Origin of the sequence: Haloarcula sp. CBA1129 (assembly GCF_008729015.1) — an archaeon.
GTDB lineage: Archaea > Halobacteriota > Halobacteria > Halobacteriales > Haloarculaceae > Haloarcula.
The window spans coordinates 562716-586935 of sequence record NZ_RKSM01000001.1 but is presented as its reverse complement, the minus strand read 5'-3'; the positions used below and the strand labels follow the sequence as shown (position 1 = coordinate 586935).

Sequence of the window (24220 nt, the reverse complement as noted above, 5' to 3'; positions counted from 1 at the left end):
ATCGCCGGCTTAGCCGAAGATCAGTTCCACGTCTCTCGCCCGCGCCAGCAGGGCGTCGTCGTAGTACTCCTCGGTCTGGGCAGGATGGGTCTCGTCGATGGCCCGGACCGTTTTGACCGTGTTGGCGAAGTTCTTGTAGGTCGCTTCGTCGACCATCTGGCCGTCGACGACGACCGCGCCGGTCCCCTCGCGTTTGGCCTCGTTGAACGACTCGATCTTGTGGAGATCGCGTTCCATTTCTTCCACTGTCGGCATATGGATGCGATTCGCCTGTTCGGTCTGCTTGGGATGGAGCGACCACGAGCCGTCGATACCGATGGTCGCCTCGTACTCTACTTGATCGGCGTAGCCCTCGGCGTTGTAGTAGGTGACGCCGGCGCGCTCGTGGAACAACTGGTCGAAGGGGCCGCCGATGGCGACGATGTCGGCGGCGCTCGTCTCGTTCGAGAGCGCTTCGAGCAGACCGTCCCAGCGGGGCCGCTCGCCGTTGAGCGCGCGGCCGCCGAGTTCGGCCGTGTAGTCCACCGGGCCGAAGACAAGCCCGGAGAGGCGCGAATCGTCCGCGTACTGGCAGATTTCACGCAGGTCAGAGCGGGCGGGAGCGGTCTCTAAAATAATCGCCATATCGAGAGCCCCCTCGCTCAGCCCGGCGTCACGCTCCGCGTCGGCGATGACGCCCGCGGCGTCGCGCACATCGTCTATGCGGCCGACCTTCGGGAAGACGAAGCCATCCAGTTCCTCGCCGACCTCATCGGCTAGGCGGGTCACCTGTTCGATGCCGCGCTCGCGGGCGTCAGCATCGTCATAGGCCCACTCGACGCGCGGGAGAATCTCCCCCGCGAACTCGTCGGCGTGGTCGGGGACGTGCTCGATGATGTTGTCGACGGCCTCGTCTTTCATCGACGGCGCGGTGCCGTCCTCGATGTCGGGGACGAGCCAGTCGGGGGTCTGGAACCCCTCGCTCGTGAGTCCAGAGACGAGGAACTTCGCGCTGTTGTCGTTCGGAATGGCGGCCGGTGCGGTCTGGAAGGTTCGGCAGAGTCGTGTCATGTATCTCGCTGAATGAGTGCGGTTCGCCGGCCAGAGTAGACCGGGGTCTGCTCTTGATTGAACGCGACGTGTTCGAAGGTGACCGCGCCGGCCCGCGATGGCCCGGCGTCGGGGTCACAGTCGAGGACGCGCGTGAAGCCGTAGACGGTATCACCGAGCGTGACGAAGTCGTGGAACCGCTCGTCGGCGAAGCGCCGTTCGCGGTAGGTCGCCTCGTCGGAGCGGGCGTGGGCCAGCGCAATCGAGCGGGTCACGTCGCCGTACGCGACGATGTCGCCCGACGGCGAGTCGGCCATCTCGTCGCGGTTGTGGTGCTGACGGGCTGTGTTGAGCGTCGCGAGCGGCAGGCCGGCGACGAGTTGGTCGTCCATCGTCCGCCCGCGTTCGTGGCGGTAGGCGACGGCGGCGTGTTCCTCGCGGGCAGTGTCGAGTGCTCGCCTGAAGTCCTCGAAATGCTCCCCGTCGGGCGATACGAGGGTGTCGGGGAGGGTCGGGCCGCTCTCATCCTGTTCGCCCATCGCACCGCCGTCGGTCGCCGCTGGCTCGCGCCGCGGAATCATGTTCGTCCGCTCGTACGTGACGAGCGTCTCGCCCGTCTCGCGGTCGCGGCCCTCCGTCTCCCACGTCACGATTCCGTACTTCGGCCGGGACGAGGATGTCCGCGTGTCCACGACGGTTGAGGTGACCGACAGCGGCGTGCCGGCCGTCGCCGGCTGATGGAACGCCACGTCGTCGCGCCCGAGGAAGTAGCCGCCCTTCTCCGAGAGGTCCTCGACGGTGATGCCCATGACGCAGGCCAGCAGATAGTCCGGGTGAACCGGCCGCTCCTCGAAGCCACGCTCCCGGGCGGTATCAGCCCGCCAGTACGCCGGGTCGTGGTTGAGCGTCTGGCCCATCCACTGTTCGCTGCCGTGCTGAGAGAGGCGGAGGCCGGGGTCGTGGGCGAGCTCGTCACCCTCGGTGAAGAACTCGAAGAAGTGGCCCTTCTCGCGGGTGTCGGCCTGGTCCAGCAGCGAGTCGAACGTCTCCTCGTCCGAGAGATCCAGCGCGTCGGGGTCGGCCCAGTCAGTCATCGGCCGGCACCTCCCGTGTGGCCTCGCGGCGTGCAATCGCTCGCCGCATCTCGTTTGTGACCACCATGAATCCCTCGTCGAAGCCCATCCCAGGCTTTGCCAGCACCTGTGCGGCGTCGGTCGCCAGCGCGACGTGGGCACAGGCCCGCGCCGAGGTAACGGTCTCGTTGCAGGTGCCGCCGACGTAGGCGCGGGTGTCCGTGCCGTCACAGTATAACACTGCCTCGGTCGAGCGCTGGATGCCGCCGAGGTCTGGCGTCTTTATCTGGACCAGATCGGCCGCACCTGCGTCGACGAACGCCTGCACGTCCTCGAAGGTGTTGCACCACTCGTCGGCGACGATGTCCACGTCGACGCCAGCATCGGCCAGTCCGTCCCGGAGTTCAGCCATCTCGGCGATTTGGTCAGCGCGGCCGCCGGCGTCCATCGGACCTTCGACCTGAAGGGGGTACGGCGCGGCGGCCTCTCGCAGGGTCTCGAAGTAGTCGGTCACCTCGGTCCGGTCGTAGGGCGGGCCGAACACCTTCCCGAGGATGCCGTACACGTCGACGTGGAAGCGCGGCGAGTACGGCTCCGGCCCGAGCGCCGTCGCCCGGTCCGAGAGCCACGCGAGGTAGTCACGCAGCCCCTCGCCGTCCTCGCCGACCTTCTCGACGCTGTTGAACAGGCCGTGTGGCAGGACCGGGACGCCCTTGATGAGCATCTTCTCGGCGTTGATGCGGCGCTCGTCGCCCGACTGTCCGAACACCGGGACCGGCGAAGTTGCCGGTTCGGTGTCGTAGGTGTCTGCGAGCACGTCTGTCGGCGTCACTCCCTGCGCTTGCGCGGCGGCATTGAGAAGGGCCTGCGAGACGCCGTATCGGACCGCGGTATGGAGCTGGCCACCGCCCGAGCGGTGGGCGTCCATCTCCTCCAGCATCGTGGCGTTGGCCCCGAACTGGGTCGCGTCCTGTCCGCGGAGCGCGTCGGCGACGGGCCCCTCGACGACGGGGCGGTACTTCTCGGCCCGGAACAGCGGGTCGCGACCGCCAGCGCCGGAGTACTGCACTGCGGCACAGTCGCCCGTCGCGATGGAGCCGTCGGCGAGTTCGATTTCAACGATGAGTGCCTCGCCGGCCTCGCGGATGCGGTCGAACCCCTCGGTGACCGGCTGGCCGTCGTAGGCGAATCCGCTCTGGGTCGCCCCGTCCTTGATTGCCTGCTGGTCGTCGAAGAAGAACCCGGAGAGGCCGGGAACTGTCCGAACGTCCTCAATCCGCATCGCTGGCACCTCCCGCAGGCTTGCTGTCGCCGGTCGGACGCCCGATGAGCTTCCCGTCGCTGATGGCATCCACGTCGTCGGCGACCATCCGGAACGACTGGTCGCGGCCCTCGGTCTCGGCCCGTTCACCGAGTCGTGCGGCGTGGATTTCCTTGATGTCGTCCGGGAGCGCGAGGTCCGCGAACTCGAAGATGCGGACCCGCCCGTCGTCGTCTCTGGCCGGCAGCACCGCGCCCTCCGCGGCGTCACTCGGCGCAAAGGGCACGTCCAGCGCGCCGCTGTCGAAGGCGTTGATAACCCCCTGTGCAACGTCGCCGTCGCCAGCGTCGTAGATGGCGTCCATCAGCGCCCGCGTCTCTCGCTCGATGAGCGCCTGTTCCTCGTCGATACCACCCAAATCGATGTCCTGTTCGATCATCATATCGATAAGCTGTCTCGTCGTTCGCAGTCCGGCCGCGTTGGCCTCTTTCGTCGGCACGCCTTGGAACTCCTGAGCGGACTTCGTGATGACTTTGTCCGGCTGCGCGACGGCCGCCGTCGCACCGCCGAGACTGATGACGCCGTTGGCGCGGGCCTCGTCGGGCGGGAAGCCGCCCATCCACTCGTGGAAGACGGTCGTAACCGTCACCTCGTCGCGGAGGTATTCGTTGCCCAGCTTCCGCAGCGCGCGCAGCGCCGCAACGTCCTGCACGAGGTTCCCGACCTGTCCGTAGCCCAGCGTGAGCGAGCGAACGCCCTGTGTCGCGGCTAACTCACCCTCGACGAGCATCACTGCGATGGCGATGCTCGGCGGGACGAGCGTCCCGGTCAGCGGGCCGAACGGTTCGCGGTTGATCGTCACGCCGCGTTCGGTGTAGGCCCCACAGAGCCGGTCGACGAACTGCCAGTGTTCGATGGTCGTCGCGAGGTCGTGCCGCTTTGTGTACGGAATGTTGTAGGATATCGGCCCGCCCTCGAAGCTCTGGAAGCCGCCAGCAAGCGTGACCATCGCCAGCAGTCGGGCGTCGGGCGTGCCGTGGCGGACCTCGACCGGCGCGTCGAGCGCGCGGATGAGTCGTCGGCAGTCCTCGACGCCGTGGTTGACTGCTGGGAAGCCGTTCAGTTCGTTCTCGTCGCTGCCGCGGGAGGCGGCCAGTCCCTCTTCTGCCTTCTCATACTCGTTGTCGCGCGTGTACGAGTCGATAGTCGTCGGCAGGAGGTCCGCGCCGCCCTCGTCCTGTAGATACCGCAGCAAGTCGATCTGTTCTTCGAGACAGGGAACGCCCGCCCGCGGCTGGAGGAGTGGCTGGTCAGCCGACTCCAGCACCGTGGCGAACTGTTTCGAGGCCGGCAGCGACTCGTGGAAGGCGATGGCCTCCTCGAAGTCGACTTCGCGGCCCGTGTGCCAGTTGTCCCTGAGGTCGTTTGCGATGCGCTGTAGCTGGTCGTCGCTGAGTCGCTCGTCAGTTGGCATAGTCACCCGTCAACCCTGATCTGCTCCGCCTCTGTTGTCGTCAGTTGCAGGTCTTCGCGGAGCATCGCTATTGCTTCCTCCGGGTCGGTCTCCGCGTCGAAGACGCGGTCGAAGCCCATTTTCCGGAAGGTCGTTTGCGTCTCCTCGAAGTCGGACTGCCCGACGGCGAGGTTCCCGCCGACGTAGGTGAGCACGTCGAGCCCGGCGTCGTCGAGCTCCTCGTGGAGCCCCTCGCAGTCCTGACGGGCGTGCCCGTACAGCGAGGATACCAGTACCGCCTCGGCGTCGTGAGATTTCGCGGCGGAGACGAACTCGTCCTGTGACGTCTGGACACCGAGGTTGATGACCTCGAAGCCAGCGGCCGAGAGCGCCTGCTCTAGAATCGTGATGCCGACGACGTGTGCGTCGGAGCCAATCACGCCGAGGATAACGGTCCGGGGCATGTACTACCCCGTCATCGGCGGGTAGTGATAAACCTAATGGTCTTTCATGATAATATGGCCTTAAGGAATTTATAACGGACGTTCAAGAAGGTTTATGCGGCCGCCCCGTCGTGGTTTTTGCATGGGTGCGCTTGACGACTTGCGTGTGCTCGACCTGACACAGGTCCTCGCCGGACCGTACTGTACGATGTTGCTCGCAGACATGGGCGCGGACGTGGTAAAGGTCGAACGCCCCGGCGGCGACCTCATCAGGTCGAACCCGCCGTTCGTGGACGACGGCGACGAGGAGGCCTACGGCGGGTACTTCCAGAGCGTCAACCGCGGCAAACGCTCGCTCGAACTCGACTTGGGGGCGGAGGAGGACCGCGAGGCGTTCCTTTCACTCGTCGAGCGCGCAGACGTGGTGGTCGAGAACTTCAAGGCCGGCACGATGGAGAAATTCGACTGCGGCTACGAGACGCTGCGAGAGCACAATCCGGACCTGATCTACTCCTCTATCCGGGGCTTTGGCGACCCGCGGACGGGCGAAACCCACCGGCAGGGCCAACCCTCGTTCGACCTCATTGCACAGGCACTGGGCGGGGTCATGGAAATCACCGGCCAGTCGGATGGTCCGCCAACGAAGGTCGGCCCGGGCGTCGGCGACCTCTTTACCGCCGTGCTGAACGCCGTTGGCATCCTCGCGGCCGTGCATCACCGCGAGCGCACGGGCGAGGGGCAGTACGTCGATACGGCGATGTACGACTCGATGGTCTCACTGTGCGAGCGGACGGTGTATCAGTACTCCTGTGACGGCGAGTCGCCGACCCGGCAGGGCAACTCCCACCCCACGCTGTTCCCCTATGACTCCTTCGAGGCCGCCGACGGCCACGTTGTCATCGCGGCCTTCGCCGACGGCCACTGGGAGGCGCTGTGCGAGGCGATGGACCGACCGGACCTCGCTGCGGACTACCCCGACGCCGGCAGTCGGATCGCGAACCGCGAGTCCCTGCGTCACGAGATCGCCGATTGGACCGCCACCATCGACTCGGAGACGCTCCTCGACCTGCTCGAAGGACGCGTGCCGGCCGCCCCGGTCCAGAACACTGCCGACATCTTTGACGACCCACACATCCACGACCGGGAGATGCTCACCGATGTCGACCAGCCCGGTGCCGATGAACAGATGACTATCGCCGGCAGTCCAATAAAGATGACCGAGACGATGCCCTCGCCCGGTGGTCGCGCACCACTGCTAGACGAGCACAGAACGGAACTGCTCGATGAGGCTGGGGTCAGTACGGAGACCAACCGCGTCGAAGGCGACGACTAATCGGCAACTGTCGGCAATTTTCACCACATCAGGGCAGGACCATTATCTATCATGAGCCGTACAGTAGGCTATGGTCGAAGTTCCAGATGCACTCAGTACATTGTTCAGTGCGCGAGTAGAGACTGATGGGGACCGATATGTCGTCGAAATTCCGAAAAGCGAAGTGTCTCACGGCGCAATTTCGCCGGGCGAGACCTACCGCGTAGGCCTGCTTTCGCAAGTTGACGCCGGCTCGGCGACGACAGCCCAGACTCAGACGCCCACACAGAATACCGACCCGGAGCGAGCCGACACCGGCGTCCCGCAACCGCCAGTCGATGAGGGCGAAATCCGAAACGTGACCATCGAATCGCTCGGCGATCAGGGCGACGGCATCGCAAAGGTCGAACGAGGGTACGTCGTCATCGTTCCTGACGGTGAACCGGGCGACTCGCCGACCGTCGAGATCGAGACCGTACAGGAAAACGTCGCGTTTGCGAGCGTCGTCGACAACGACGGCCGGACCGCATAGCGGAACAGCTTCGTTTTCAGCGGCCCAGTAACCGTCGGCTGGCAGACTGCAGGGCCGGACCAAACGGTCACAACAGGGTCGCTCAACCGACAGACCCCTATTTGAATGGAATCTGTCGGACGTGGTAGAGGTCGAAGAACGACTAGTAATCACAGCATCACAAACGTTTATATGATTTAAATCCGGTATTTAAAACACTACATGGTCGACCCAAAAGAGAGCATTGACATCGAAAATGTCGTTGCTTCGACCGGTATCGGACAAGAACTCGACCTTGAGAGCGTTGCGATGGATCTGGAGGGGGCCGACTACGACCCCGAACAGTTCCCGGGCCTCGTCTATCGGACACAGGACCCCAAATCCGCCGCGCTCATCTTCCGGTCGGGCAAGATCGTCTGCACGGGTGCGAAATCGACGGACGACGTCCACCAGAGCCTGCGAATCGTCTTCGACAAGCTCCGAGACCTGAACATTCAGGTCGACGACGACCCGGAGATCGTCGTCCAGAACATCGTCAGTTCCGCGGACCTCGGGAGTTCGCTCAACCTCAACGCCATCGCAATCGGCCTCGGGCTTGAGAACATCGAGTACGAGCCGGAGCAGTTCCCGGGCCTCGTCTACCGACTCGACGACCCAGACGTGGTCGCGCTGCTGTTCGGTTCGGGGAAGCTCGTCGTTACCGGCGGGAAACGGAAAGAGGACGCGGAAGAGGCCGTCGACACCATCGTCGAACGGCTAAGCGACCTCGGACTGCTGGACTAACCACGCGGTGCCAGTGACTGGGCGGCGGTCAGTCACAGCCCGTTTTTCCGTTCGTCTCTGGCTGAAGCGACTGCCACGGGGTAGAACCCCGCGGTTCAAATACCGGGACGACTAATCCCGGCTCAATGGCAGACCCCGCCTCGACGGGCACGGAGTCTTGGCGCACGTATTTCGGCTTCGACGAGCCATACGAGAATCAGGCCGATGCCGTTGAACGAGCTATCGAGGCAGGCAAGGCGCGCGGCTTTCTCGCGATGGAAGGGCCCTGTGGGACCGGCAAGACGATGGCCGCGCTCACCGCCGGCGCGACGCTGGTCCGCGATACGGACCTGTACGAGCGGATGGTCGTCGTCACGCCGGTCAAACAGCAACTCCAGCAGTTCGTCGACGACCTGCGGGCGCTCAACGCCGGCATAGCGGAGCCCTTCGAGGGCATCTCGCTGGTCGGCAAGCGCGACCTCTGCCCGTACGGTCGCGAGGGGCAGTTCCCGGACGACGTGGGCACGCACGACCGCTGTGAGGACCTCAGGGAGGCGACGGCGCGGTTAGTCGAGGACGACGGGCGCTCGGACGGCGCAGCCGTCGCGGACGCCGCAATCGCCGGTGAAGCCGACGACGACCAGTGGTGGGACCCGCGGAAGGGACAGGACCTCGCCGCGGCCGCGCGCCCCGACGCCGCCGAGCAGGCGACGCTGGGTGAGGACACGCTTTCGACCGCGGGTGCGGCCTCCCCGTACCGGCGGACCCAGCCGACGGCCCCGGAGGCGATGGCCGAGGGATCGGACCCGCCGCTGTACTGTCCGTTCGAGGCGGACTGGTACGCCCGCAACAAAGGCTCGCCCGTTGACTTCTCAGCCGGAGAGGAGCACGTAGTGACGATGGATGACTACCTCCCGGCGGCGACGGAGCGCGGGACTTGTCCTCATCGGGTAATGAGCGTGATGCTCTCCGAGGCCGACGTCATCGTCGGGAACTACAACCACCTGTTCGACCCCGGCTCCCGCCCGCTGCTGTCGGACGTGCTCGACGACCAGACGCTCGTCATCGTGGACGAGGCCCACCGACTCGAAGAGCGTGTCCGGGACCTCCTGTCAGACCGCCTTGGCCGCCAGACCATCGTGCAAGCGCGAAACGACTGTACAACGCTCATCCAGCGCGCCCAGCAGAGCGCCGACCACAAGGCGCAGGTGCGTGAGGTGCTGTCCGCCCGAGAAGTCCCGCTAGACGCGGTCGATCAGGCTCGGAAGTTCTACGACGACCTCGTCCGGTGGCTCGACGACCGCATCGAGTCGTTCCTCGACGCCGAACACGAGGGATGGCGCGCGGACCCGGCAGTCCTCCCCGAGCACGACCGCGAAATCCCGCTTCGGGACCCCGACACGGTCGAGCAGGACGAGCTGACCGAATGGGCCGAGCGGAAGGGGTACGACGGCTCACTCTGGCGGTCGCTGTCGCAGGTCGGCGCGGCTGTCGAGGACGCGATCGACCAGCTCGGCCTGACCCGCCAGCCGGTGTGTGCCGCCGTCGGCGTGCTGGCCGGACAGTGGTGGGAGCGCGACCACGCGACGTTCCTCCGGGAGATCGAACTGGAGCACTCGCCGAATCACGGGGAAAGCCTCGACGCCGACTATCAGGCTGTCTACACGCCGGGACTGGTGTGTTACAACTGCATGCCCGGGACGGCCCTTCGCAACGTCTTCGACGACCTCGGAGGCGGCATCCTGATGAGTGCGACTCTGGAGCCGCTGGATGTGTTTACCCGCGTCTCGGGACTGGACTCGATAGCCGAGACGGGGTCAACGGCCCCCGATGAGGGGTCCGGCGACGGGCGACCGGTCCGCACGACGACCTACGACCTGCCGTTTCCGCCTGAGAACCGCGCCTCGTACCTCGTCGACGCGACGCCGTTTACCGCACGCAACCGCGGCGACCCCGAGACGATGCGACCGCTCGGTGACAACTGGAATCCGACGCGCGACGAGTACGCACAGGCGCTGCGCGCACTGGCCCGCTCACCGGGCAACGTCATGGTGGCGATGCCGAACTACCGGGAAGCGCGCTGGGCTGGCGCGTACCTGCAGGACGCCGTCGAAAAGCCGGTTCTCGTCGACGAATCATCGAGCAACGAGGAGACCGAACGGCTGAAACGCGAGTTCTTCAGCGGCGACGGGAAGGTCATTGTCACGTCGACGCGCGGGACGCTGACCGAGGGGGTCGACTACGACGGCGAAAAGCTGTCCACCTGTGCGGTCGTCGGTATTCCGCTGGTGAACATCGGGTCGCCCCGCGTTCGGGGCGTCCAGCGGGCCTACGGCGACGCCTTCGGCGAGGACAACGCCTTCGAGTACGCCCTGACAGTTCCGGCTGTGCGGCGCGCGCGTCAGGCCATCGGTCGCGTCATCCGCGGCGTCGACGAAGTCGGGGTGCGAGCGCTGGTCGGCCGTCGGTACACGCCGGACGCACGGCATTCGGTGTCTCCGTACCTGCCCGCCGGCGAACGCGAGGAGTTCACCCGTATGACACCCAATTTCCTCGCGAGCCAGCTCGATTCGTTCTGGGCCGACCACCAGTAGCGCCGCCTGTTGATTAACCGGAAGATTTCGTTGACAGCGGAAGGCATATACATCGTGGAACGAGTGTACCTATAGATGCCCGAGTGTCAGAACTGCGGTGAATTCGTAACCGAGCAGTACGTACGGGTTTTTACACCAGAAGCCGTCGAAGGCCATGGCCCCCGGGTCTGTCCAAACTGTGAGGACAAACTCCGGGACGGTGCGGACGTCCGTGAAGCACGGTCCTCGAGACAGTAGGACAACTCCTTTTCGGGAAGTACTCAAGGCCGGACAAGCGTAGCTTCTGGCATGAGCAAACTCGACGTCGAAGCGGTCGATGACATCGACGCACCCGCGGGAATCGACGCGGCGGAGTACGTCCTCTACGGCGGGAAAGGCGGCGTCGGCAAGACGACGTGTGCCGCGGCCACGGCGCTGGCCTCCGCGCGCGACGACACGGCGACACTCGTTGTCTCCACTGATCCCGCTCACTCCCTGTCAGATACACTTGAGGCGGACATCCCGGCGACGCCGACGCGCATCCGCGAGGACATTCCGCTGTACGCCGCGGAAATCGACCCGGAGGCCGCCGTCGGTGATGGGCCGCTCGGCGTCGAGGAGGACGCGCTGGGCGGCGTGGGCGAACTGCTCGGCGGCGACGGGATGTTCGGCGGGGGCGGAGCAGGTGCCGCAGCGGGCGCAGAGGACCCCATCGGCGGCGAGGAAGGACTGCTCGGCGGGTCGATGCCCGGAGCCGACGAGGCTGCGGCGCTCCGCCTTCTACTGGATTACGTCGACGACGACCGCTTCGACCGCGTCGTCATCGACACCGCGCCGACCGGCCACACCCTCCGGCTGCTGGAACTCCCTGAGACGATGGATTCGATGGTCGGGAAGATCCTCCAGCTCCGCGAGCGGTTCTCGGGGATGATGGACAACCTCACCGGTATGTTCGGCGACGACCAAAACGTCGACGCCGAGGCTGGCATCGAGGACCTGCAGGAGCTTTCGGACCGGATCGAGCACCTCCGGGGGATTCTACAGGACCCACAAAAGACGGATTTCCGAATCGTGATGGTACCCGAAGAACTCTCAGTCGTCGAGTCCGAGCGACTGCTCGCCCAGCTCGGCGAGTTCAACATTCCCGTCAGCACCGTCGTCGTCAACCGCGTGATGCAGGACCCGAGCGAGGTGCTCGGCGAGGACGTGGACATCGCCGGCCCAAACCACGCCGACTGTGAGTTCTGCGCCCGGCGCTGGCAGGTCCAGCAAGACGCGCTGGCCCGGTCACAGGACATGTTCCGCGGCCACGACGTGCGCCGCGTGCCGCTGTTCGCCGAGGAAGTGCGCGGTGAGCGACTGCTGTCGGTCGTCGCGGCCTGTCTGGACTAACGGGAGCAGTGGGCGGCTTGGTTAGCTCGTCAGCTTCCGGATGACGCCGAACGCCGCGTCGCGCCACTGGGCCGGCAGGTAGTCGAGCATGAGCAACAGTTGTGCGCCCTGACCGACGGGATACCGCGGCTCGGGGTTGCTGGCGTTGGCGGCGTCACGGATCGTCAGCGCGACCGTCCCGGGCGTGACCGACAGCGCGTCCTGAATGCCGACCAGACTCGAATCCTCGTGGGCCTGATACAGCCAGTCGTACGCGCCGGACTTGTCGAGGTTGTCGAGTTCTTCGTCGGCGCGGCTGTCGAAGTTCGTCTCGACTGGGCCGGGTTCGACGAGCACCACGTCGATGCCGAACTCCTCGACCTCCATCCGAAGCGCGTCGCTGAGTCCCTCCAGCGCGAACTTCGAGGCTGCGTAGCCGCCCTGATTCGGGAAGGCGATGCGGCCGGCGACGCTGGAGACGTTGACGATAGTCCCGTTCTCGCGAGCCCGCATATGCGGGAGCGCTTCGCGGATGAGTCGATGCGGGCCATAGAGGTTCACGTCGAACTGCTCGTGCAGCGCTGCCGTCGACACGTCTTCGACTGCGCCGAACTGCGGGTAGCCGGCGTTGTTCACCAGACAGTCGAGTCGCCCTTCGGAATCGACGAGCGCTTCCACGACCCGCTCGCATTCGCGCGGGTTCGTCACGTCGAGTTCGGCGGTCTCACAGCCCGCTTCTTCGAGGTCTTCGATGTCCGATTCCTCGCGGGCGGTCGCCCAGACAGTCCAGTCGTCGGCAAGGAACGCCTCGGCACTCGCCCGCCCGATACCCGAGGACGCCCCCGTAATCAGCACCGTCTTCGCCATGTGTTGGCCGGGAGAACACACCCCGGGAAGTTATACTGTCGGTTATCCGAACGAGCTACGTGACAGTCGCCTTCGCCTCGTCGGCGTAGTTGTCAGCCAGCCGGGTCGGCTCGGGGAGCTTGTAGCCGTCGGCGGTGGCTTCGACGAGATCCGCTGCCGTGCTCGCGCTGACGCGGTGGCCGGGGCTGACGATGAGCGGATTGATGTACCGGTTCGGCGAGTCGTACTGCCGGGTCTGGAGTGCATGGCCGATGCCCGTCCCGTTCGGGCACGTCTCAACGCTGTCGTCGGCTGCAATCGGAATCCGCGTGCCTTCCGGGTACGTTTCCTCAAGCGACTGCGCCGGCGTGCCACAGAGGAGGCTCTTGGCGACGCCGACGGCCGGCACGTCCAGCGTGACGCCGATGTGTGTCGCCAGCCCGGCTTCCCGGAAGTGGATGCGGCCGCTGCCGTCGACCAGCACCACGTCGGGGTCGTGGTCCAGTTCGGCGAACGCGGCCAGAATCGCGCCGCCCTCGCGGAACGACAGCAGACCGGGAATGTACGGAATCTCGGTTCGTTCGACAGCGCTGACTCGCTCTATGACTTCGCCGTTCCGTAGTACGACGATAGCCGAGACAGCCTTGTCGTCGACAAACGCCTGATCGACGCCGGCGACGAGTGGCGTGTCCACTGTATCGTCGCCAGCATCCAGCGTCGTCTGATCGCCGTCAGGGACATCTCCGGCGCACGTGATGGTCCGGGGCGAAAATTTCAGGTCGTCTTCGAACCGTGCGACATCGGCGATGTCGCGTTGCAACTCCTCCATCTCAGCCTGCGAGAGCGATGGGTCGGGGACGAACTCGGGACGAACTGGGTGCATCGTCACGGCCGACGGCGACCCGGACCGCCGGGACCGCCGGGACCGCCCGGTCCGCCGGGGCCGCCGCCCCCGCCGAACTGTATCTGGCCGGGCATCCGGGTCTGGCCCTTGATCTTCTGGCCGTACCAGAGTCCGATAACGAGGCCGATAAGGTGGGCGAGGTGGGCAATGTTGCCGCCGAGCAGGCCGGCCCCCATCGGATTGAGTGAGCCGAAGACGCTCAACAGGAAGTAAAAGCCGGTAATCGCCCATATCGGGACCGGGATCAGGAAGTACAGATACACGCGGAGATCAGGTTTCAGGACGGTCAGGAACGCCATGATCGCCAGTGCCGCGCCGCTGGCTCCGAGAACGCCGGCGGAGGTACCCTGCACCGTCTGAATCGCGATCTGTCCGAGCCCCGCCAGCGCCCCCGAGACGAGGAAGAAGATCGCGAACTTCTTCGACCCGATCTGTTGCTCGACGAGTCGGCCGAAGAAGTAGATGATAATCCCGTTTCCGAAGATGTGATAGAACCCGAAGGGGGCGTGTGAGAACACCGACGTGACCCATGTCCAGACGTATTCTGGGTTGTTCGGATGGAGTACGAACAACGTCTGGAACGCTTCGCGACCGAGAGAAAGGATAACGATGTGTTCGAGAATGAACACGATCCCCATGATCGCTAGGAACAGGTACGTGACGTTCCCCCGGAAGTACGCCAGCGGCCCGCCGGGCCCAGTGTCGATACCGAACCGGTCGGCGACGCCGCCGCCCCCAGAGGTCTGGCTGGTGTTTACGCTCTCGTCGAACCCGCTGTCGAACACGCCGCCCGGATCGCTCCAGTTGTCCAGTCCGGGGCAATCGTGGGCCTCGGGCAGTCTGTGTTCCGCACAGTAGGTCCCGCCACAGTGCCCACACTGGTACGGCATGTTCTCCTGCTTTCCACAGGCATCGCACTCCGACATTGTGCTACGGTAGGAGTGGGCGGTGGAAAGGGATTGTGCTTACAGTGGGCCGGACACTGGACGACTGTCACAAGACCGAGAAACACTCTGTCAGAGCTATACAAACCAGTGAGCGGCGCACAGCAGCCAGACAGCGATTCACTCGCCAATATCGGGATGGCTTTCGGCGTCTCGGAGCACACCGATCCACGCTGGCTCGCCGTCGTACTCGATTTCCCCGCCGGACACCTCGATTATCCGCGTTTCACCGTCGGCCTGTTGCCCCGCAAATTCCGAATGGAACGTCTCAAGATCGTCTGATTCTGCCGTTCTGAGTAAATCGGGGAACCGGCTTTCGTCGCCCGCTGGAGTGAGGATGGTCGGTGATTCGTCGATGAGTTCGCTCTGGTCATAGCCGAAAATGTCCGCCAGCTTCTGGTTCACGTAGACGAACGTCCCGTCCTGAATGATACAGACGCCCGCGAGCTCCTGTTCGACGAGCCGCTGATACCACGAGAGGGCGTTCCAGAACCGCTGTTCAGTGCGGTGTTGCTCGACGGCGTTCTCGATTCGGTTGGCGAGGACATCGTACGTGTCTGACTTGCCCCCCTTCTGCATATAGTCGGTAACGCCCGACGCAATTGCCTCGCTCGCGATCTCCTCGCTGCCCTTGCCAGTGAACAAGATGAACGGGATGTTCTGATACTGTTCGCGGACGAGCTCCAGCAGTTCCAGCCCATCGGTGTTTGGCATGTCGTAATCGCTGACGATACAGTCGACCTGCTCGGTCCGGAGGAAGTCAAGTGCGGCGACGGCGCTGGTCTTCGTCACGACGTCGAAGTCGTCGTTGATGCGTTCGAGATACAACTCGACCAGTTCACCCACCTGTGGGTCGTCGTCGACGTGCAACACGGTACACTGCTGGGATTGCTCGACTTTCGCCAGCGGAATCGGGACCTCTGTCCGCATTTCGTCGCGTCGCTCCGCTGACTCGGTCCGGAGCAGCGGCGTGTGTTGCGTTGCCGCGCGGCGGCTTCCGCTGATAGCCCCGCTGGAGAGCTCCACTACCTTCTCTCTGAGCTGCCACTGTTCCTCAGAGGTCATCTTCTTTCCCGGTACTGTTGCTAGCACAGAGATTGAAATCAGCCAGCCACCCAGTCACGCTGGTCACAATTGTCGCACACATTGGCCCCTCTACGTCCAACCGCCGAGCTGAGCCAGTAGGACGCACATACTTCGAGTGAATATTCGGAGATTCCCAGTCAGACATCAATACTTGATCTTGGCTATCAATTGCATATCAGTCTACTAAACGCTACTGATGGGGGGTATCGCTGTGACCGTTCTTCTGTCCGATCGATCTGTACGTGTGATTTGGCCCTAAACAGACGTTTTGGGCTTTGATTGTATTGTTTTCTGCATTTGTCTTTTAATTCTATCCTTAATACAATATATTATATGTAGGTACTCTTCAAATAAATTTAATTATCTATCGCCCAACATCCAAATCGTATCATGTCCGATACTACCATGCGCGAATACCTCGCAGAGCACCCGAAAATGGCCGGCGCACTGTTCACCCTCCTGATGCTACTATCTCAGGCGGGGACTGCAGCAGCTAATAATAGCACGTACATTGGGCCATAAACGAAGAACCAGCTTAGACAACTCAGAACTTTTCTGCAGCACTTACGAGCTACGAGGAAATTCGAACGCTTAGTGAATGTTATCCAAGTCTATTGAATTGCTCCAGTAGAGGCTTCCATTAGCTTTGACAGGCACTTGCTGCATATGTAGAAACTCTACTAGCTCGTCTCTAGAGATAGTGAATCTGTCAACTGAACCCGGAACTATATAATACTCCTCACAATCGTTAAAATGAGGGAACATAATCGCTCCTAATCCTTTGTTATCTGTAGAATGTACATTCATTTCTACGTTGTAGCCGGTTTCAGCGGTTTCTATTTCGAGTACGTTTGGGATCCCGCCGTCTGCTTGGGCAACTGTCACACCACCATCACCAACGACAATATACTGCCCACCCAGAATGCTCTCACCCCGAGCAATAGTTAGCGCCGCTCGAAGCGGGAAGCCACAGTTCAACAGCCGGGCGACCGACTCACCGATGCGAACCGCACCGTCGTTCAGGATTTCGTTGAGCGTGACGATGCCGCCGATAGCGCCGTTTTCGACGAGCGCAAGTCCCTGATTGTAGGAGTTACAGGCGTTCAGCAAGAACGTGTCGACGCCGACCGAATCGACTGTTGTCACGTCAAGCTTGCCGTCGGAGCAGACGAAGCCGTCGTGTTCGGTGTGGCCGATGTAGTGGAAGAACTCGGCGTCGGTCGTGAGGACGGTTCTGAGCTCCGCCGTCGTCAGGTCGTCGTGGACCGTGACATCGAACGGCAGGTCGTCGCGGCTGCCGTACACTTCGTCGACGAGCTGCCGTTCCTCGTCCATACGAGCGTCGTTCTGGACGACGCGAATCGTGATGTCTTCGGCGTTCCTATCGCGGTCAAGTCGGTGTTCGAACGCCGCTTTGGTCAGCTTGCTCGCACCGATCGGGATACTGTCCCCGATCCATGCTTGTTCCAGTGAGTCCGCGGCCTGCGGTTCGACGTAGTCCACGTCGGCTGGGTTGGTAGCAGCGTCGGAGGTCGCAGCGCGGGTGATGACATCGTCACGAGTGAACTCGGCCTCGGCTTCTGCCGGAACAGTCGCCTGATTCAACCGTTGTTGTGGGTGGGTTTGGACGATAGCGAGGTCGTCGACGACGTACGGCAGTTGCTCTGCGTTCGTCGGCACCGGGTCGATGTGCGTCGTCAGCCGCCACTTCGGAATGTGGTCCTCGATAACGTCGTACGGGACCTGTAGATAGGTGGCGACCTGCTCCGCGAGCGACTGCCGATACAGCGACTCGAAGTCAAGATCGACGTAGGGCTCGATGGCTGCTCGCTCGTGCAAGTCGATCTGGTGGAACCCCTCAGTGCGTGTGACACAATCGAGGAAGAACAGGCGTTTGAGCGTGCGTCCGACCTCGGCCTCGAAGCCCCGTGCAGTGTCGAGCGAGTACGTAAATCCTGTGTCAGTCGTGAGCCGCGGCGTGGCTGCGGGAGCGAGCGAAGCACCGAGGTAGTACGAAAGCGGTGCGGCGACGAAGACGGACGCGAGGTCGGGCGGGAGTTCGAGCGTGACACCTGTGTCCGGACTGTCGATATCCGCAGGGATCTCTAAACTGTCCCCGATCTCAATCGCCGGCGGGTGACCACGGAGCGTCGGATAGGAGCGCTCGGGGTCGTAGGCCTTGAGCGCCGAGCCGAAGGTCTCGACTGCGGCCATCACGTCAGCCGGTTGCTCGGTCGTCGTGACCGTGGCCGCCGGCCGGTCGTGCTGGGACCGAGCGCCGATGAGCAGGTCCGTCGGGGCGTCGAACTCGATTCGGGTCCGGTCCGAGTCGACGGTGACCTCAATCTCGGTGTTCTCGACCCGCATATACGTCTTAATCTGCGTTAGCGGGTCGAGCACGTAGTCATCTGTCGGCAGCGTCTCCGACTCGAACTGTGCGACCTCAGCGGCTATCGCCCCGTCGTCGTCACGGACGTACACCATGACGACTGTCGGGAGTTCGATAGCGCGCGTCCGTATCCGGACAGCGTCCCCGACTGGGTACTGAAACACGTCGGTCGCCCCCTCGTTGAGCGCGATGGGCGTCGGCGTGTGTATCCGGTAGCGCTGGCGCTCGATTTGGTCGATGACTGCGAGCCCGGGTCGGTCGTCGAGCGGTTCGAAAGCTAGAGTCATATAATAACCGAGGGCGGCGGTATTACTCTCGTACAGTGAGAACGACAGAAACCATGAAAAAGATATCGCCGACCCGCTTCTATTTCAGTCGGAACCGATCACGGAGTCTGCCTGAAGGAGAGAGACTGCACGGGGACGCGTGGGCGAAGCGAAACGGGCAGCTCCGTGCAACCCAGTCTCTGTGGGCGAAGCGGGTAAGGGCACCCCGGTCTAACACTCCGGTAGTGAAAGAGTTCGAGCGCAAACAGTTGCTGGAGCGCATCGAACGCGACAGCGCGACCGTCGGTGCGGACATCCCCGATGAGATCACCGTGCAGGGCGAGGAGATCGAACTCCAGTCGTTTGTCTTCGAGATCAAGCGCCGGAAGACGATTCCGCAGGGCGAGCGCGAGCGCGTCGAGCAGGCGAAAAAGAACCTGCGGCGCGAGCGCCTCCAGCGCAAGCAACGGATCGAGGACAACGAAGTGGGCTACGAGCGCGGTGAAGAACTCGCCACGGCAATTATTGGCATCGACCGAGCGCTCAACGCCCTCGAACAGCTCGGTGCAGCGAACATCGAACAGGAAGCGCAGGCACAGGAGACTGCTGACAGAAAGCGTTGGATGAAGTTCCTCCAGAAAGCGTTGGGCCACGAGGACGCGGACTCCGGCACGGGTCGTGCCGGGCGGAGTTACTAACATGAGCCGGAACGACGAAATCGCGACGCTGCTCGAAGAGTTCGCCGACCTGCTGGACGCGAAAGGCGTGGAGTACAAGCCCCGGGCCTACCGTCGGGCGGCCGAGAACATCAGGGACTTCCCCGGTGCAATCGAGGGGCTGGCCGCCGAGGGCGAGGACAGCGTCGGTGAGATAGACGGCGTCGGCGACGCTATTTCCTCGAAGGTCGTCGAGTACTTCGAAACTGGCGAGATAGCGGAGTTGATCGAACTCCGCGAGGAGCTCCCCGTCGAGATGGACGCCCTCACAGCGGTCGAGGGTATCGGCCCGAAATCCGTCGGCTCGCTGTACGAGGCGCTGAGCATCACTACCCTCGACGAGCTGGAGGCGGCTGCCGAAGCCGGCGAGATACAGGCGGTTTCGGGCTTCGGTGCGAAAACGGAACAGAATATCCTCGATAACATCGACTTCGCCCGCGAGGCCCACGAGCGGTCGCTGCTGGGCGAGGCCCGCCCGCACGGCGACCGGATTCGGGGCTACATGGCCGCTGGCGATGCTGTGGCCGAGTGCGCACTCGGCGGCTCTATCCGCCGCTGGCGACCGACCATCGGCGACGTGGACGTGCTCGTCGGGAGTACCGACCCCGAAGCCGTCGTCGAGCGGTTCGCCGACTGGGACGGGCTCGACCGGGTCATCGAATCCGGCGACACGAAGGCGAGCGCTTACGCGGACGACGTTCGGGTCGATTTGCGCATCGTCGACCCGTCGGAGTTCGGCACGGCGCTCCAGTATTTCACCGGCAGCAAGGACCACAACGTCGCGGTCCGCAACCGCGCTATCGAGCGAGACCTGAAGGTAAACGAATATGGGGTCTTCGATGTCGAGGGCGTCGAGGACGACGGCCAGCGAGCCGGCGAACTGGTGGCCAGCGAAACCGAGGACGAAGTGTACGAGGCGCTAGGCATGGAGTGGGTGCCGCCGGAACTCCGCGAGAACCGCGGCGAGGTCGAGGCCGCCGCCGACGGGTCGCTCCCGGACCTTATCGCCGAGGGCGAGGTCCGCGGCGACATCCACATCCACACGAACTGGTCGGACGGTCGCAACACCATCGCGGAGATGGTGGAAGGCGCAGCCGCGTTCGGCCACGACTACCTCGCCGTCACGGACCACGCGACCGGACCGGGGATGGTCGGCGGCGTCGGCGTCCCGGACGAGGAACTCCGCGAGCAGATAGCAGCAGTCGAGTCGGTCGCGGCGGACGCCGATATCGACGTGTTCACCGGCGTCGAGGCCAACATCGCCGCAGACGGCAGCGTCTCGGTCGCAGACGATCTGCTGGCGGAGCTAGATGTCGTGGTCGCTTCGCCCCACGCCGCACTGGACGGGGACGGCACCGACCGCCTCGTCGCCGCGGCGGAACACCCCGACGTGAACGTCATCGGCCACCCGACGGGCCGCTATCTCAACCGCCGGGAGGGTCTGGACGTCGACATCGAACGTCTCGCAGCGGTCGCCGCCGACAACGATACAGCGCTCGAAATCAACGCCAACCCCGCCCGTCTGGACCTCGGCGGTGGCGCGGTCAAGCAGGCCATCGAGTCCGGGGCGACAATCGCCATCAACACGGACGCACACAGCCCGGGCAACTTCGAACTCCTGCGCTACGGCGTCCACACGGCGCGGCGGGGGTGGGCCGAGACGGGCGACGTGTTGAACACCCGCGACGCCGAAGGCCTTCGCGAGTTCCTTGATGCCTGACGACACTCTCAGTGACCGGCTCGCCCTCGATGCGATGCTCGGTAAGCTTGCCACCTATCTGCGGATGTGTGGCTACGATACGGCGTACGCGCTGGACCGGGACGCCGAGGCCGACGACGACCTCCTCGCCCTGAGCGAACGCGAGAACCGGCTGCTGATCACCCGGGATAGCGACCTCGCTGCCTGCGCACCCGACAGTCTGTTACTCAGCGAACGGGCGGTCGAGGACCAGTTACGGGAACTTGCCGACGCCGGCTTCGAGCTCGCACTCGCGCCGGAGCCGGCCCACTGTGGCGTCTGCAACGGTCGGGTCGAACAGGTCAGCCCGGAGGACCCCACGCCGGAGTACGCACCGAGTGTGGACGACGAGACGATCTGGCGCTGTGTCGACTGCGGCCAGCACTTCTGGAAAGGGAGCCACTGGGCCTCAGTCGAGGCGACGCTAGATGGGCTATAGAGACAGAAAGTCAGCGGGCGTCGTTACAGTTCCTCAGCCGCGGCGATGGCCGCCTCGGTCGTCCCTGCAACGACCACGCCGGTCGTGACATCGTCTTCGGTCCAGTAGACGACAGCCCTATTCTCACGCTCGATTGTGGTCGCGTTCTGTCCGTTCACCTGTACTGCCGTCCCGTTCTCCGCACCGTCAAGATAGCTCGATGCGCCGGTCGCGGTCAGGACCGTCACGTTCTCCCCGTCAGCGTCGTACTGCTGGGCCACGGCCGTACTCTCGGGCCGGCTGATGTATCGGGCTTCCTCGAAGGTCCCGTTCTCGTATTCGGGCAGGTCAAGATCAGTCGCGGACTGGGCCGCGTCGTAGGAGTCGTACGTCTCGATGGTCGTGACGGCGACCCGGTCAGCCGGCGGAGCGAATTGGCTGTCGTCGATGCTGACGTTGAAATTCGTCTCCTCGACAGTGAGTTCCGTCCGGTTTGTCCCGTCGTCAGTGGTCAGCTTGTGGACGCGGTAGTCCTCGGTGTCGACCCACAGCGTCGTGTTCGGCGCATCGATGCTCTCGTTTGTCGGTTCGAGGTCCAGAACGTACGTCGTCTCGCCGTTGACCTCGTCGGTCCCCCGAAGCGTCGCAGTGACGTTCTCCTCGGGAACCGGATCGGTCGTGTCGTTCATCGCAGCTGATTTCTCCGGCAGTTCGCGGCCGTACGACTGATTCTCGCCGACCGCCCAGACAACGGTCCCGTTCGTCCCCATCTCGTAGGACCGGTCTTCGCTCGTGACGGCGGCCCACGTCTTGTTGGGCTCGGCAGCGGCGTACTCCACTGTGGCAGTCTTCGAATCAGACTTGTTCGCGACGGTCACCGTCGCCGTTCCGGTAATCGTCTCGGCTGCCTCGTAGCGCTGTTCGGTCTGGTCCAATACCTCGTCGCCGGACGGCTCCCCCATCTGGCTGAGACCTGAAACGCCGGCGACCGCCCCAGCAGCCAGTAGTCCAATAGTGACGAACACCGCGACGATAGCCAGTCTCCGTCCGGTATCGGCTGTCATTGTCAGGCCTTAGGACTGGAGTGGTAAGTGGGTTCCTCCTATCAAGATACGGACCACTCCTGCCGAACCCGGATGTGGTCGAACCCCTCATTGCCGTCCAGTCCGTATACAGAGCCGTGAGCGAGTCAGCGAATACGACCGTCCGTGTCGACGGCGTCAGCAAGCAGTACGACCTCGGCGGGACGGTGACGGCGCTTGACGACGTGAGCCTCGACCTGTCTGCGGGGTCGTACACGGCGGTGATGGGACCGAGCGGCTCCGGCAAGAGCACGCTCCTGAACCTCATCGGCGGACTGGACACGCCGTCGTCGGGGCGGGTCGTGGTCAATGGACAAGACGTTTCGGCGGCCAGCGAGGCCGAACGGGCCGACATCCGCGGGACTGCGGTCGGATTCGTGTTTCAGACGTTCAATCTCATGCCGCGACTGAGTGCGGTGGAGAACGTCGCCTTACCGCTCGTCTTCGATGGCTGGGACAGGGACCGTCGCCGCGAGCGGGCGGCGTCGCTGCTCTCGGAGGTGGGCCTCGCCGACCGCACCGGCCACGTCCCCTCGGAGCTCAGCGGCGGCCAGCGCCAGCGGGTCGCCATCGCTCGGGCGCTGTCGACCGACCCGGCGCTGATTCTCGCCGACGAGCCAACCGGCAACGTCGATACGGACACCGGCGCGCAAATCCTCGACCTGTTCGACGACCTCCACGCGGCGGGCAACACGTTCCTGCTGGTGACCCACGAGCGACATGTCGCCGAGCGGGCGGAGCGAATCGTCCACGTCGAGGACGGGCACATCCAGTCTGTCGAGGACGTTTCCGGGGGCGAGCACTGATGGACACTGGCGAGAGTGTGCGAATCACGCTCCGGTCAATCAAAGCGCACAAGCTCCGGTCGGCGCTGACTGTCGTCGGCGTCGTCATCGGTATCGCGTCAGTAATCACCTTCGCCACGTTCGGGGCCAGCGTCGAGGCGGAAATCGTCGGCGACATCGAGACGTCGAACGCAGGCAACATCTACGTGTTCGGAACGCCGTCCGGCGACGACGACTTTGACCGGACGCTCCAGCCAGTGTTTACCGAGTACGACATTCAGCAGTTGGAGGCGATCACCGGAGTCCAAGCAGTGCTCCCGCGCGGAATCGTCCAGACGCAGTCGGTGCGCCACGGAAATCAGACGCTGGCCAGACAGCAGGTCACGGCGGTACGGTCTGCCAGCATCAATGACGGCGTCCTCGTCGAGGGGCGTTCATTCGAAGCTGATGAGGAGGCCGTCGTCGTTAACGAGCGCATGGCCGGGTCGTTCGCTGAGAACCTCACGACCGGCGAGCGCTTCACGATGACGATGGCCGACGGGAGCGAACGCAACGTCACCGTCGTCGGCGTCGTCAACGGGACGCGCGGCGAAGTCCCGGTCAGCGAGTTCGCCCGCCAGCCGCGGGTGTACGTCCCCATCGACCCGTTCTATGACTCGGTTGTCGAGAGCCCGTCGGCGGGCGTGCGACAGCGTGCGTACCCGCAGGTAACACTCGCCGTCGACCCGCGGGCGATTCCGGAGACCCAATCGGCCATTCAGACGTATCTCTCCGGTGAGTCCGACGCGCGGTCGCTGTCGGCCGACGACACGGAACTGGTCGCCCGGTCCGGGAACGACTTCGTCGAGGAGATCAGCGACGTTATCGAGCGCATCACGCGTTTCGTCACCGGCATCGCCGTCATCGCGCTGGTCGTCGGTGCTATCGGCATCGCCAACGTGATGCTCGTCAGCGTCACGGAGCGGACCCGCGAAATCGGCATCATGAAAGCCGTCGGTGCGCGCAACCGCGACGTGATGCAGGTGTTCCTCGTCGAGGCCGCACTGCTCGGGACGCTCGGCTCGCTGCTGGGCGTCCCGCTCGGACTCCTCGTCGGCTACGGCGCGACCCGATACGCCGAAGTCGCGTTCTCGCTCGCGCCGCTGTGGATTGCGCTGGCGGTCGGCGTGGGCGTGCTAGTCGGCGTCGTCGCCGGCCTCTACCCGGCGTGGCGGGCGGCACGGGTCGACCCCATCGACGCGCTCAGACACGAGTGAGC

The 24220-nt window shown here is 64.1% G+C and carries 22 protein-coding genes; 11 read left to right on the top strand and 11 right to left on the bottom strand.

Annotation, left to right across the window (positions count from 1 at the left end; all coding sequences use genetic code 11):
* Positions 1-9 precede the first annotated feature (9 nt).
* The 5 genes from citE to glmS are packed head-to-tail and all read right to left on the bottom strand — an operon-like array spanning position 10 to position 5280.
* Entirely contained in the window at positions 10-1050 is a 1041-nt protein-coding gene (gene citE / locus Har1129_RS02845) for an L-malyl-CoA/beta-methylmalyl-CoA lyase (RefSeq protein WP_151099286.1), read from the bottom strand.
* Positions 1047-2123 carry a 2-methylfumaryl-CoA hydratase gene (gene mch / locus Har1129_RS02840; protein ID WP_151099285.1) on the bottom strand — a complete coding sequence of 359 codons (1077 nt, stop codon included), beginning with the start codon at positions 2121-2123 and terminating at the stop codon, positions 1047-1049. Before mch ends, citE begins: the two co-directional genes overlap by 4 nt.
* Positions 2116-3384, bottom strand: a complete 1269-nt coding sequence (locus tag Har1129_RS02835; protein WP_151099284.1) for a methylaspartate ammonia-lyase — start codon at positions 3382-3384, stop codon at positions 2116-2118. Before Har1129_RS02835 ends, mch begins: the two co-directional genes overlap by 8 nt.
* A complete protein-coding gene (locus tag Har1129_RS02830; RefSeq protein WP_151099283.1) occupies positions 3374-4837 on the bottom strand; it encodes a methylaspartate mutase subunit E in 1464 nt (487 codons plus the stop codon). Before Har1129_RS02830 ends, Har1129_RS02835 begins: the two co-directional genes overlap by 11 nt.
* A 2-nt stretch (positions 4838-4839) precedes the next feature.
* A complete protein-coding gene (glmS, locus tag Har1129_RS02825; RefSeq protein ID WP_151099282.1) occupies positions 4840-5280 on the bottom strand; it encodes a methylaspartate mutase subunit S in 441 nt (146 codons plus the stop codon).
* A gap of 121 nt (positions 5281-5401) precedes the next feature.
* Here glmS and mct point away from each other — a divergent pair, with 121 nt between their 5' ends.
* From mct to Har1129_RS02800, 5 genes are all read left to right on the top strand, one after another.
* A complete protein-coding gene (mct, locus tag Har1129_RS02820) occupies positions 5402-6592 on the top strand; it encodes a succinyl-CoA:mesaconate CoA-transferase (protein ID WP_151099281.1) in 1191 nt (396 codons plus the stop codon).
* 70 nt (positions 6593-6662) lie between these two features.
* A complete protein-coding gene (locus Har1129_RS02815; RefSeq protein WP_151099280.1) occupies positions 6663-7103 on the top strand; it encodes a TRAM domain-containing protein in 441 nt (146 codons plus the stop codon).
* A gap of 201 nt (positions 7104-7304) precedes the next feature.
* On the top strand, positions 7305-7865 hold the full coding sequence (locus tag Har1129_RS02810; protein WP_151099279.1) for a TATA-box-binding protein: 561 nt from the start codon (positions 7305-7307) through the stop codon (positions 7863-7865).
* 125 nt (positions 7866-7990) lie between these two features.
* Positions 7991-10438 (top strand): ATP-dependent DNA helicase, encoded by a 2448-nt coding sequence (locus tag Har1129_RS02805; protein ID WP_151099278.1) that lies wholly within the window; start codon positions 7991-7993, stop codon positions 10436-10438.
* A gap of 288 nt (positions 10439-10726) precedes the next feature.
* Positions 10727-11809, top strand: a complete 1083-nt coding sequence (locus Har1129_RS02800; protein ID WP_151099277.1) for a TRC40/GET3/ArsA family transport-energizing ATPase — start codon at positions 10727-10729, stop codon at positions 11807-11809.
* A 21-nt stretch (positions 11810-11830) separates the two neighbouring features.
* Here Har1129_RS02800 and Har1129_RS02795 read toward each other — a convergent pair whose 3' ends face one another.
* The 4 genes from Har1129_RS02795 to Har1129_RS02780 all read right to left on the bottom strand — a co-directional run bounded on the left by Har1129_RS02795 (position 11831) and on the right by Har1129_RS02780 (position 15547).
* Positions 11831-12655, bottom strand: coding sequence for an SDR family oxidoreductase (locus Har1129_RS02795; protein ID WP_151099276.1), 825 nt, complete (start codon positions 12653-12655; stop codon positions 11831-11833).
* Between the two features lie 55 nt (positions 12656-12710).
* Entirely contained in the window at positions 12711-13517 is an 807-nt protein-coding gene (locus Har1129_RS02790) for an endonuclease V (protein WP_191906142.1), read from the bottom strand.
* Positions 13518-13519: 2 nt separating this feature from the next.
* Positions 13520-14464 carry a rhomboid family intramembrane serine protease gene (locus tag Har1129_RS02785; RefSeq protein ID WP_151099274.1) on the bottom strand — a complete coding sequence of 315 codons (945 nt, stop codon included), beginning with the start codon at positions 14462-14464 and terminating at the stop codon, positions 13520-13522.
* 138 nt (positions 14465-14602) lie between these two features.
* A complete protein-coding gene (locus tag Har1129_RS02780; RefSeq protein WP_151099273.1) occupies positions 14603-15547 on the bottom strand; it encodes a response regulator in 945 nt (314 codons plus the stop codon).
* Between the two features lie 411 nt (positions 15548-15958).
* Between Har1129_RS02780 and Har1129_RS21130 the strand changes: the two genes are divergently transcribed.
* On the top strand, positions 15959-16090 hold the full coding sequence (locus Har1129_RS21130) for a hypothetical protein (RefSeq protein WP_255359471.1): 132 nt from the start codon (positions 15959-15961) through the stop codon (positions 16088-16090).
* Between the two features lie 69 nt (positions 16091-16159).
* On the opposite strand, the gene Har1129_RS02775 is transcribed toward Har1129_RS21130, so the two are convergent.
* Entirely contained in the window at positions 16160-18244 is a 2085-nt protein-coding gene (locus Har1129_RS02775) for a caspase family protein (RefSeq protein ID WP_151099272.1), read from the bottom strand.
* 224 nt (positions 18245-18468) lie between these two features.
* On the opposite strand from Har1129_RS02775, the gene Har1129_RS02770 reads away from it, so the two are divergent.
* The 3 genes from Har1129_RS02770 to Har1129_RS02760 are packed head-to-tail and all read left to right on the top strand — an operon-like array spanning position 18469 to position 21116.
* Positions 18469-18921 (top strand): DUF5788 family protein, encoded by a 453-nt coding sequence (locus tag Har1129_RS02770; RefSeq protein ID WP_151099271.1) that lies wholly within the window; start codon positions 18469-18471, stop codon positions 18919-18921.
* 1 nt (position 18922) lies between these two features.
* Positions 18923-20659: a DNA polymerase/3'-5' exonuclease PolX gene (polX, locus tag Har1129_RS02765; protein WP_151099270.1), complete on the top strand. Its 1737-nt coding sequence runs from the start codon at positions 18923-18925 to the stop codon at positions 20657-20659.
* The gene (locus Har1129_RS02760) at positions 20652-21116 is read left to right on the top strand and encodes a Mut7-C RNAse domain-containing protein (protein WP_151099269.1); all 465 of its coding nucleotides are present in this window, start codon (positions 20652-20654) and stop codon (positions 21114-21116) included. Before polX ends, Har1129_RS02760 begins: the two co-directional genes overlap by 8 nt.
* Positions 21117-21139: 23 nt before the next feature.
* Here the strand turns inward: Har1129_RS02760 and Har1129_RS02755 are convergent, their stop codons facing one another.
* Positions 21140-22159, bottom strand: coding sequence for an outer membrane lipoprotein carrier protein LolA (locus Har1129_RS02755; protein ID WP_151099268.1), 1020 nt, complete (start codon positions 22157-22159; stop codon positions 21140-21142).
* Positions 22160-22275: 116 nt separating this feature from the next.
* Between Har1129_RS02755 and Har1129_RS02750 the strand changes: the two genes are divergently transcribed.
* A complete protein-coding gene (locus Har1129_RS02750) occupies positions 22276-22983 on the top strand; it encodes an ABC transporter ATP-binding protein (RefSeq protein ID WP_151099267.1) in 708 nt (235 codons plus the stop codon).
* Positions 22983-24218 carry an ABC transporter permease gene (locus Har1129_RS02745; protein WP_151099266.1) on the top strand — a complete coding sequence of 412 codons (1236 nt, stop codon included), beginning with the start codon at positions 22983-22985 and terminating at the stop codon, positions 24216-24218. Before Har1129_RS02750 ends, Har1129_RS02745 begins: the two co-directional genes overlap by 1 nt.
* The last annotated feature ends 2 nt before the right edge of the window (positions 24219-24220 follow it).

Excerpts from the sequence above, each read along its gene's own strand:
- citE (WP_151099286.1), bottom strand. The coding sequence starts at position 1,050 with ATGACACGACTCTGCCGAACCTTCCAGACCGCACCGGCCGCCATTCCG.
- Har1129_RS02760 (WP_151099269.1), top strand. The coding sequence starts at position 20,652 with ATGCCTGACGACACTCTCAGTGACCGGCTCGCCCTCGATGCGATGCTC.
- Har1129_RS02810 (WP_151099279.1), top strand. The coding sequence starts at position 7,305 with ATGGTCGACCCAAAAGAGAGCATTGACATCGAAAATGTCGTTGCTTCG.
- Har1129_RS02835 (WP_151099284.1), bottom strand. The coding sequence starts at position 3,384 with ATGCGGATTGAGGACGTTCGGACAGTTCCCGGCCTCTCCGGGTTCTTC.
- Har1129_RS02745 (WP_151099266.1), top strand. The coding sequence starts at position 22,983 with ATGGACACTGGCGAGAGTGTGCGAATCACGCTCCGGTCAATCAAAGCG.
- Har1129_RS02800 (WP_151099277.1), top strand. The coding sequence starts at position 10,727 with ATGAGCAAACTCGACGTCGAAGCGGTCGATGACATCGACGCACCCGCG.
- Har1129_RS02785 (WP_151099274.1), bottom strand. The coding sequence starts at position 14,464 with ATGTCGGAGTGCGATGCCTGTGGAAAGCAGGAGAACATGCCGTACCAG.
- glmS (WP_151099282.1), bottom strand. The coding sequence starts at position 5,280 with ATGCCCCGGACCGTTATCCTCGGCGTGATTGGCTCCGACGCACACGTC.
- Har1129_RS02790 (WP_191906142.1), bottom strand. The coding sequence starts at position 13,517 with ATGCACCCAGTTCGTCCCGAGTTCGTCCCCGACCCATCGCTCTCGCAG.
- polX (WP_151099270.1), top strand. The coding sequence starts at position 18,923 with ATGAGCCGGAACGACGAAATCGCGACGCTGCTCGAAGAGTTCGCCGAC.
- Har1129_RS02775 (WP_151099272.1), bottom strand. The coding sequence starts at position 18,244 with ATGACTCTAGCTTTCGAACCGCTCGACGACCGACCCGGGCTCGCAGTC.
- Har1129_RS02795 (WP_151099276.1), bottom strand. The coding sequence starts at position 12,655 with ATGGCGAAGACGGTGCTGATTACGGGGGCGTCCTCGGGTATCGGGCGG.
- mch (WP_151099285.1), bottom strand. The coding sequence starts at position 2,123 with ATGACTGACTGGGCCGACCCCGACGCGCTGGATCTCTCGGACGAGGAG.
- Har1129_RS21130 (WP_255359471.1), top strand. The coding sequence starts at position 15,959 with ATGTCCGATACTACCATGCGCGAATACCTCGCAGAGCACCCGAAAATG.
- Har1129_RS02805 (WP_151099278.1), top strand. The coding sequence starts at position 7,991 with ATGGCAGACCCCGCCTCGACGGGCACGGAGTCTTGGCGCACGTATTTC.
- Har1129_RS02830 (WP_151099283.1), bottom strand. The coding sequence starts at position 4,837 with ATGCCAACTGACGAGCGACTCAGCGACGACCAGCTACAGCGCATCGCA.
- Har1129_RS02780 (WP_151099273.1), bottom strand. The coding sequence starts at position 15,547 with ATGACCTCTGAGGAACAGTGGCAGCTCAGAGAGAAGGTAGTGGAGCTC.
- Har1129_RS02755 (WP_151099268.1), bottom strand. The coding sequence starts at position 22,159 with ATGACAGCCGATACCGGACGGAGACTGGCTATCGTCGCGGTGTTCGTC.
- Har1129_RS02815 (WP_151099280.1), top strand. The coding sequence starts at position 6,663 with ATGGTCGAAGTTCCAGATGCACTCAGTACATTGTTCAGTGCGCGAGTA.
- mct (WP_151099281.1), top strand. The coding sequence starts at position 5,402 with ATGGGTGCGCTTGACGACTTGCGTGTGCTCGACCTGACACAGGTCCTC.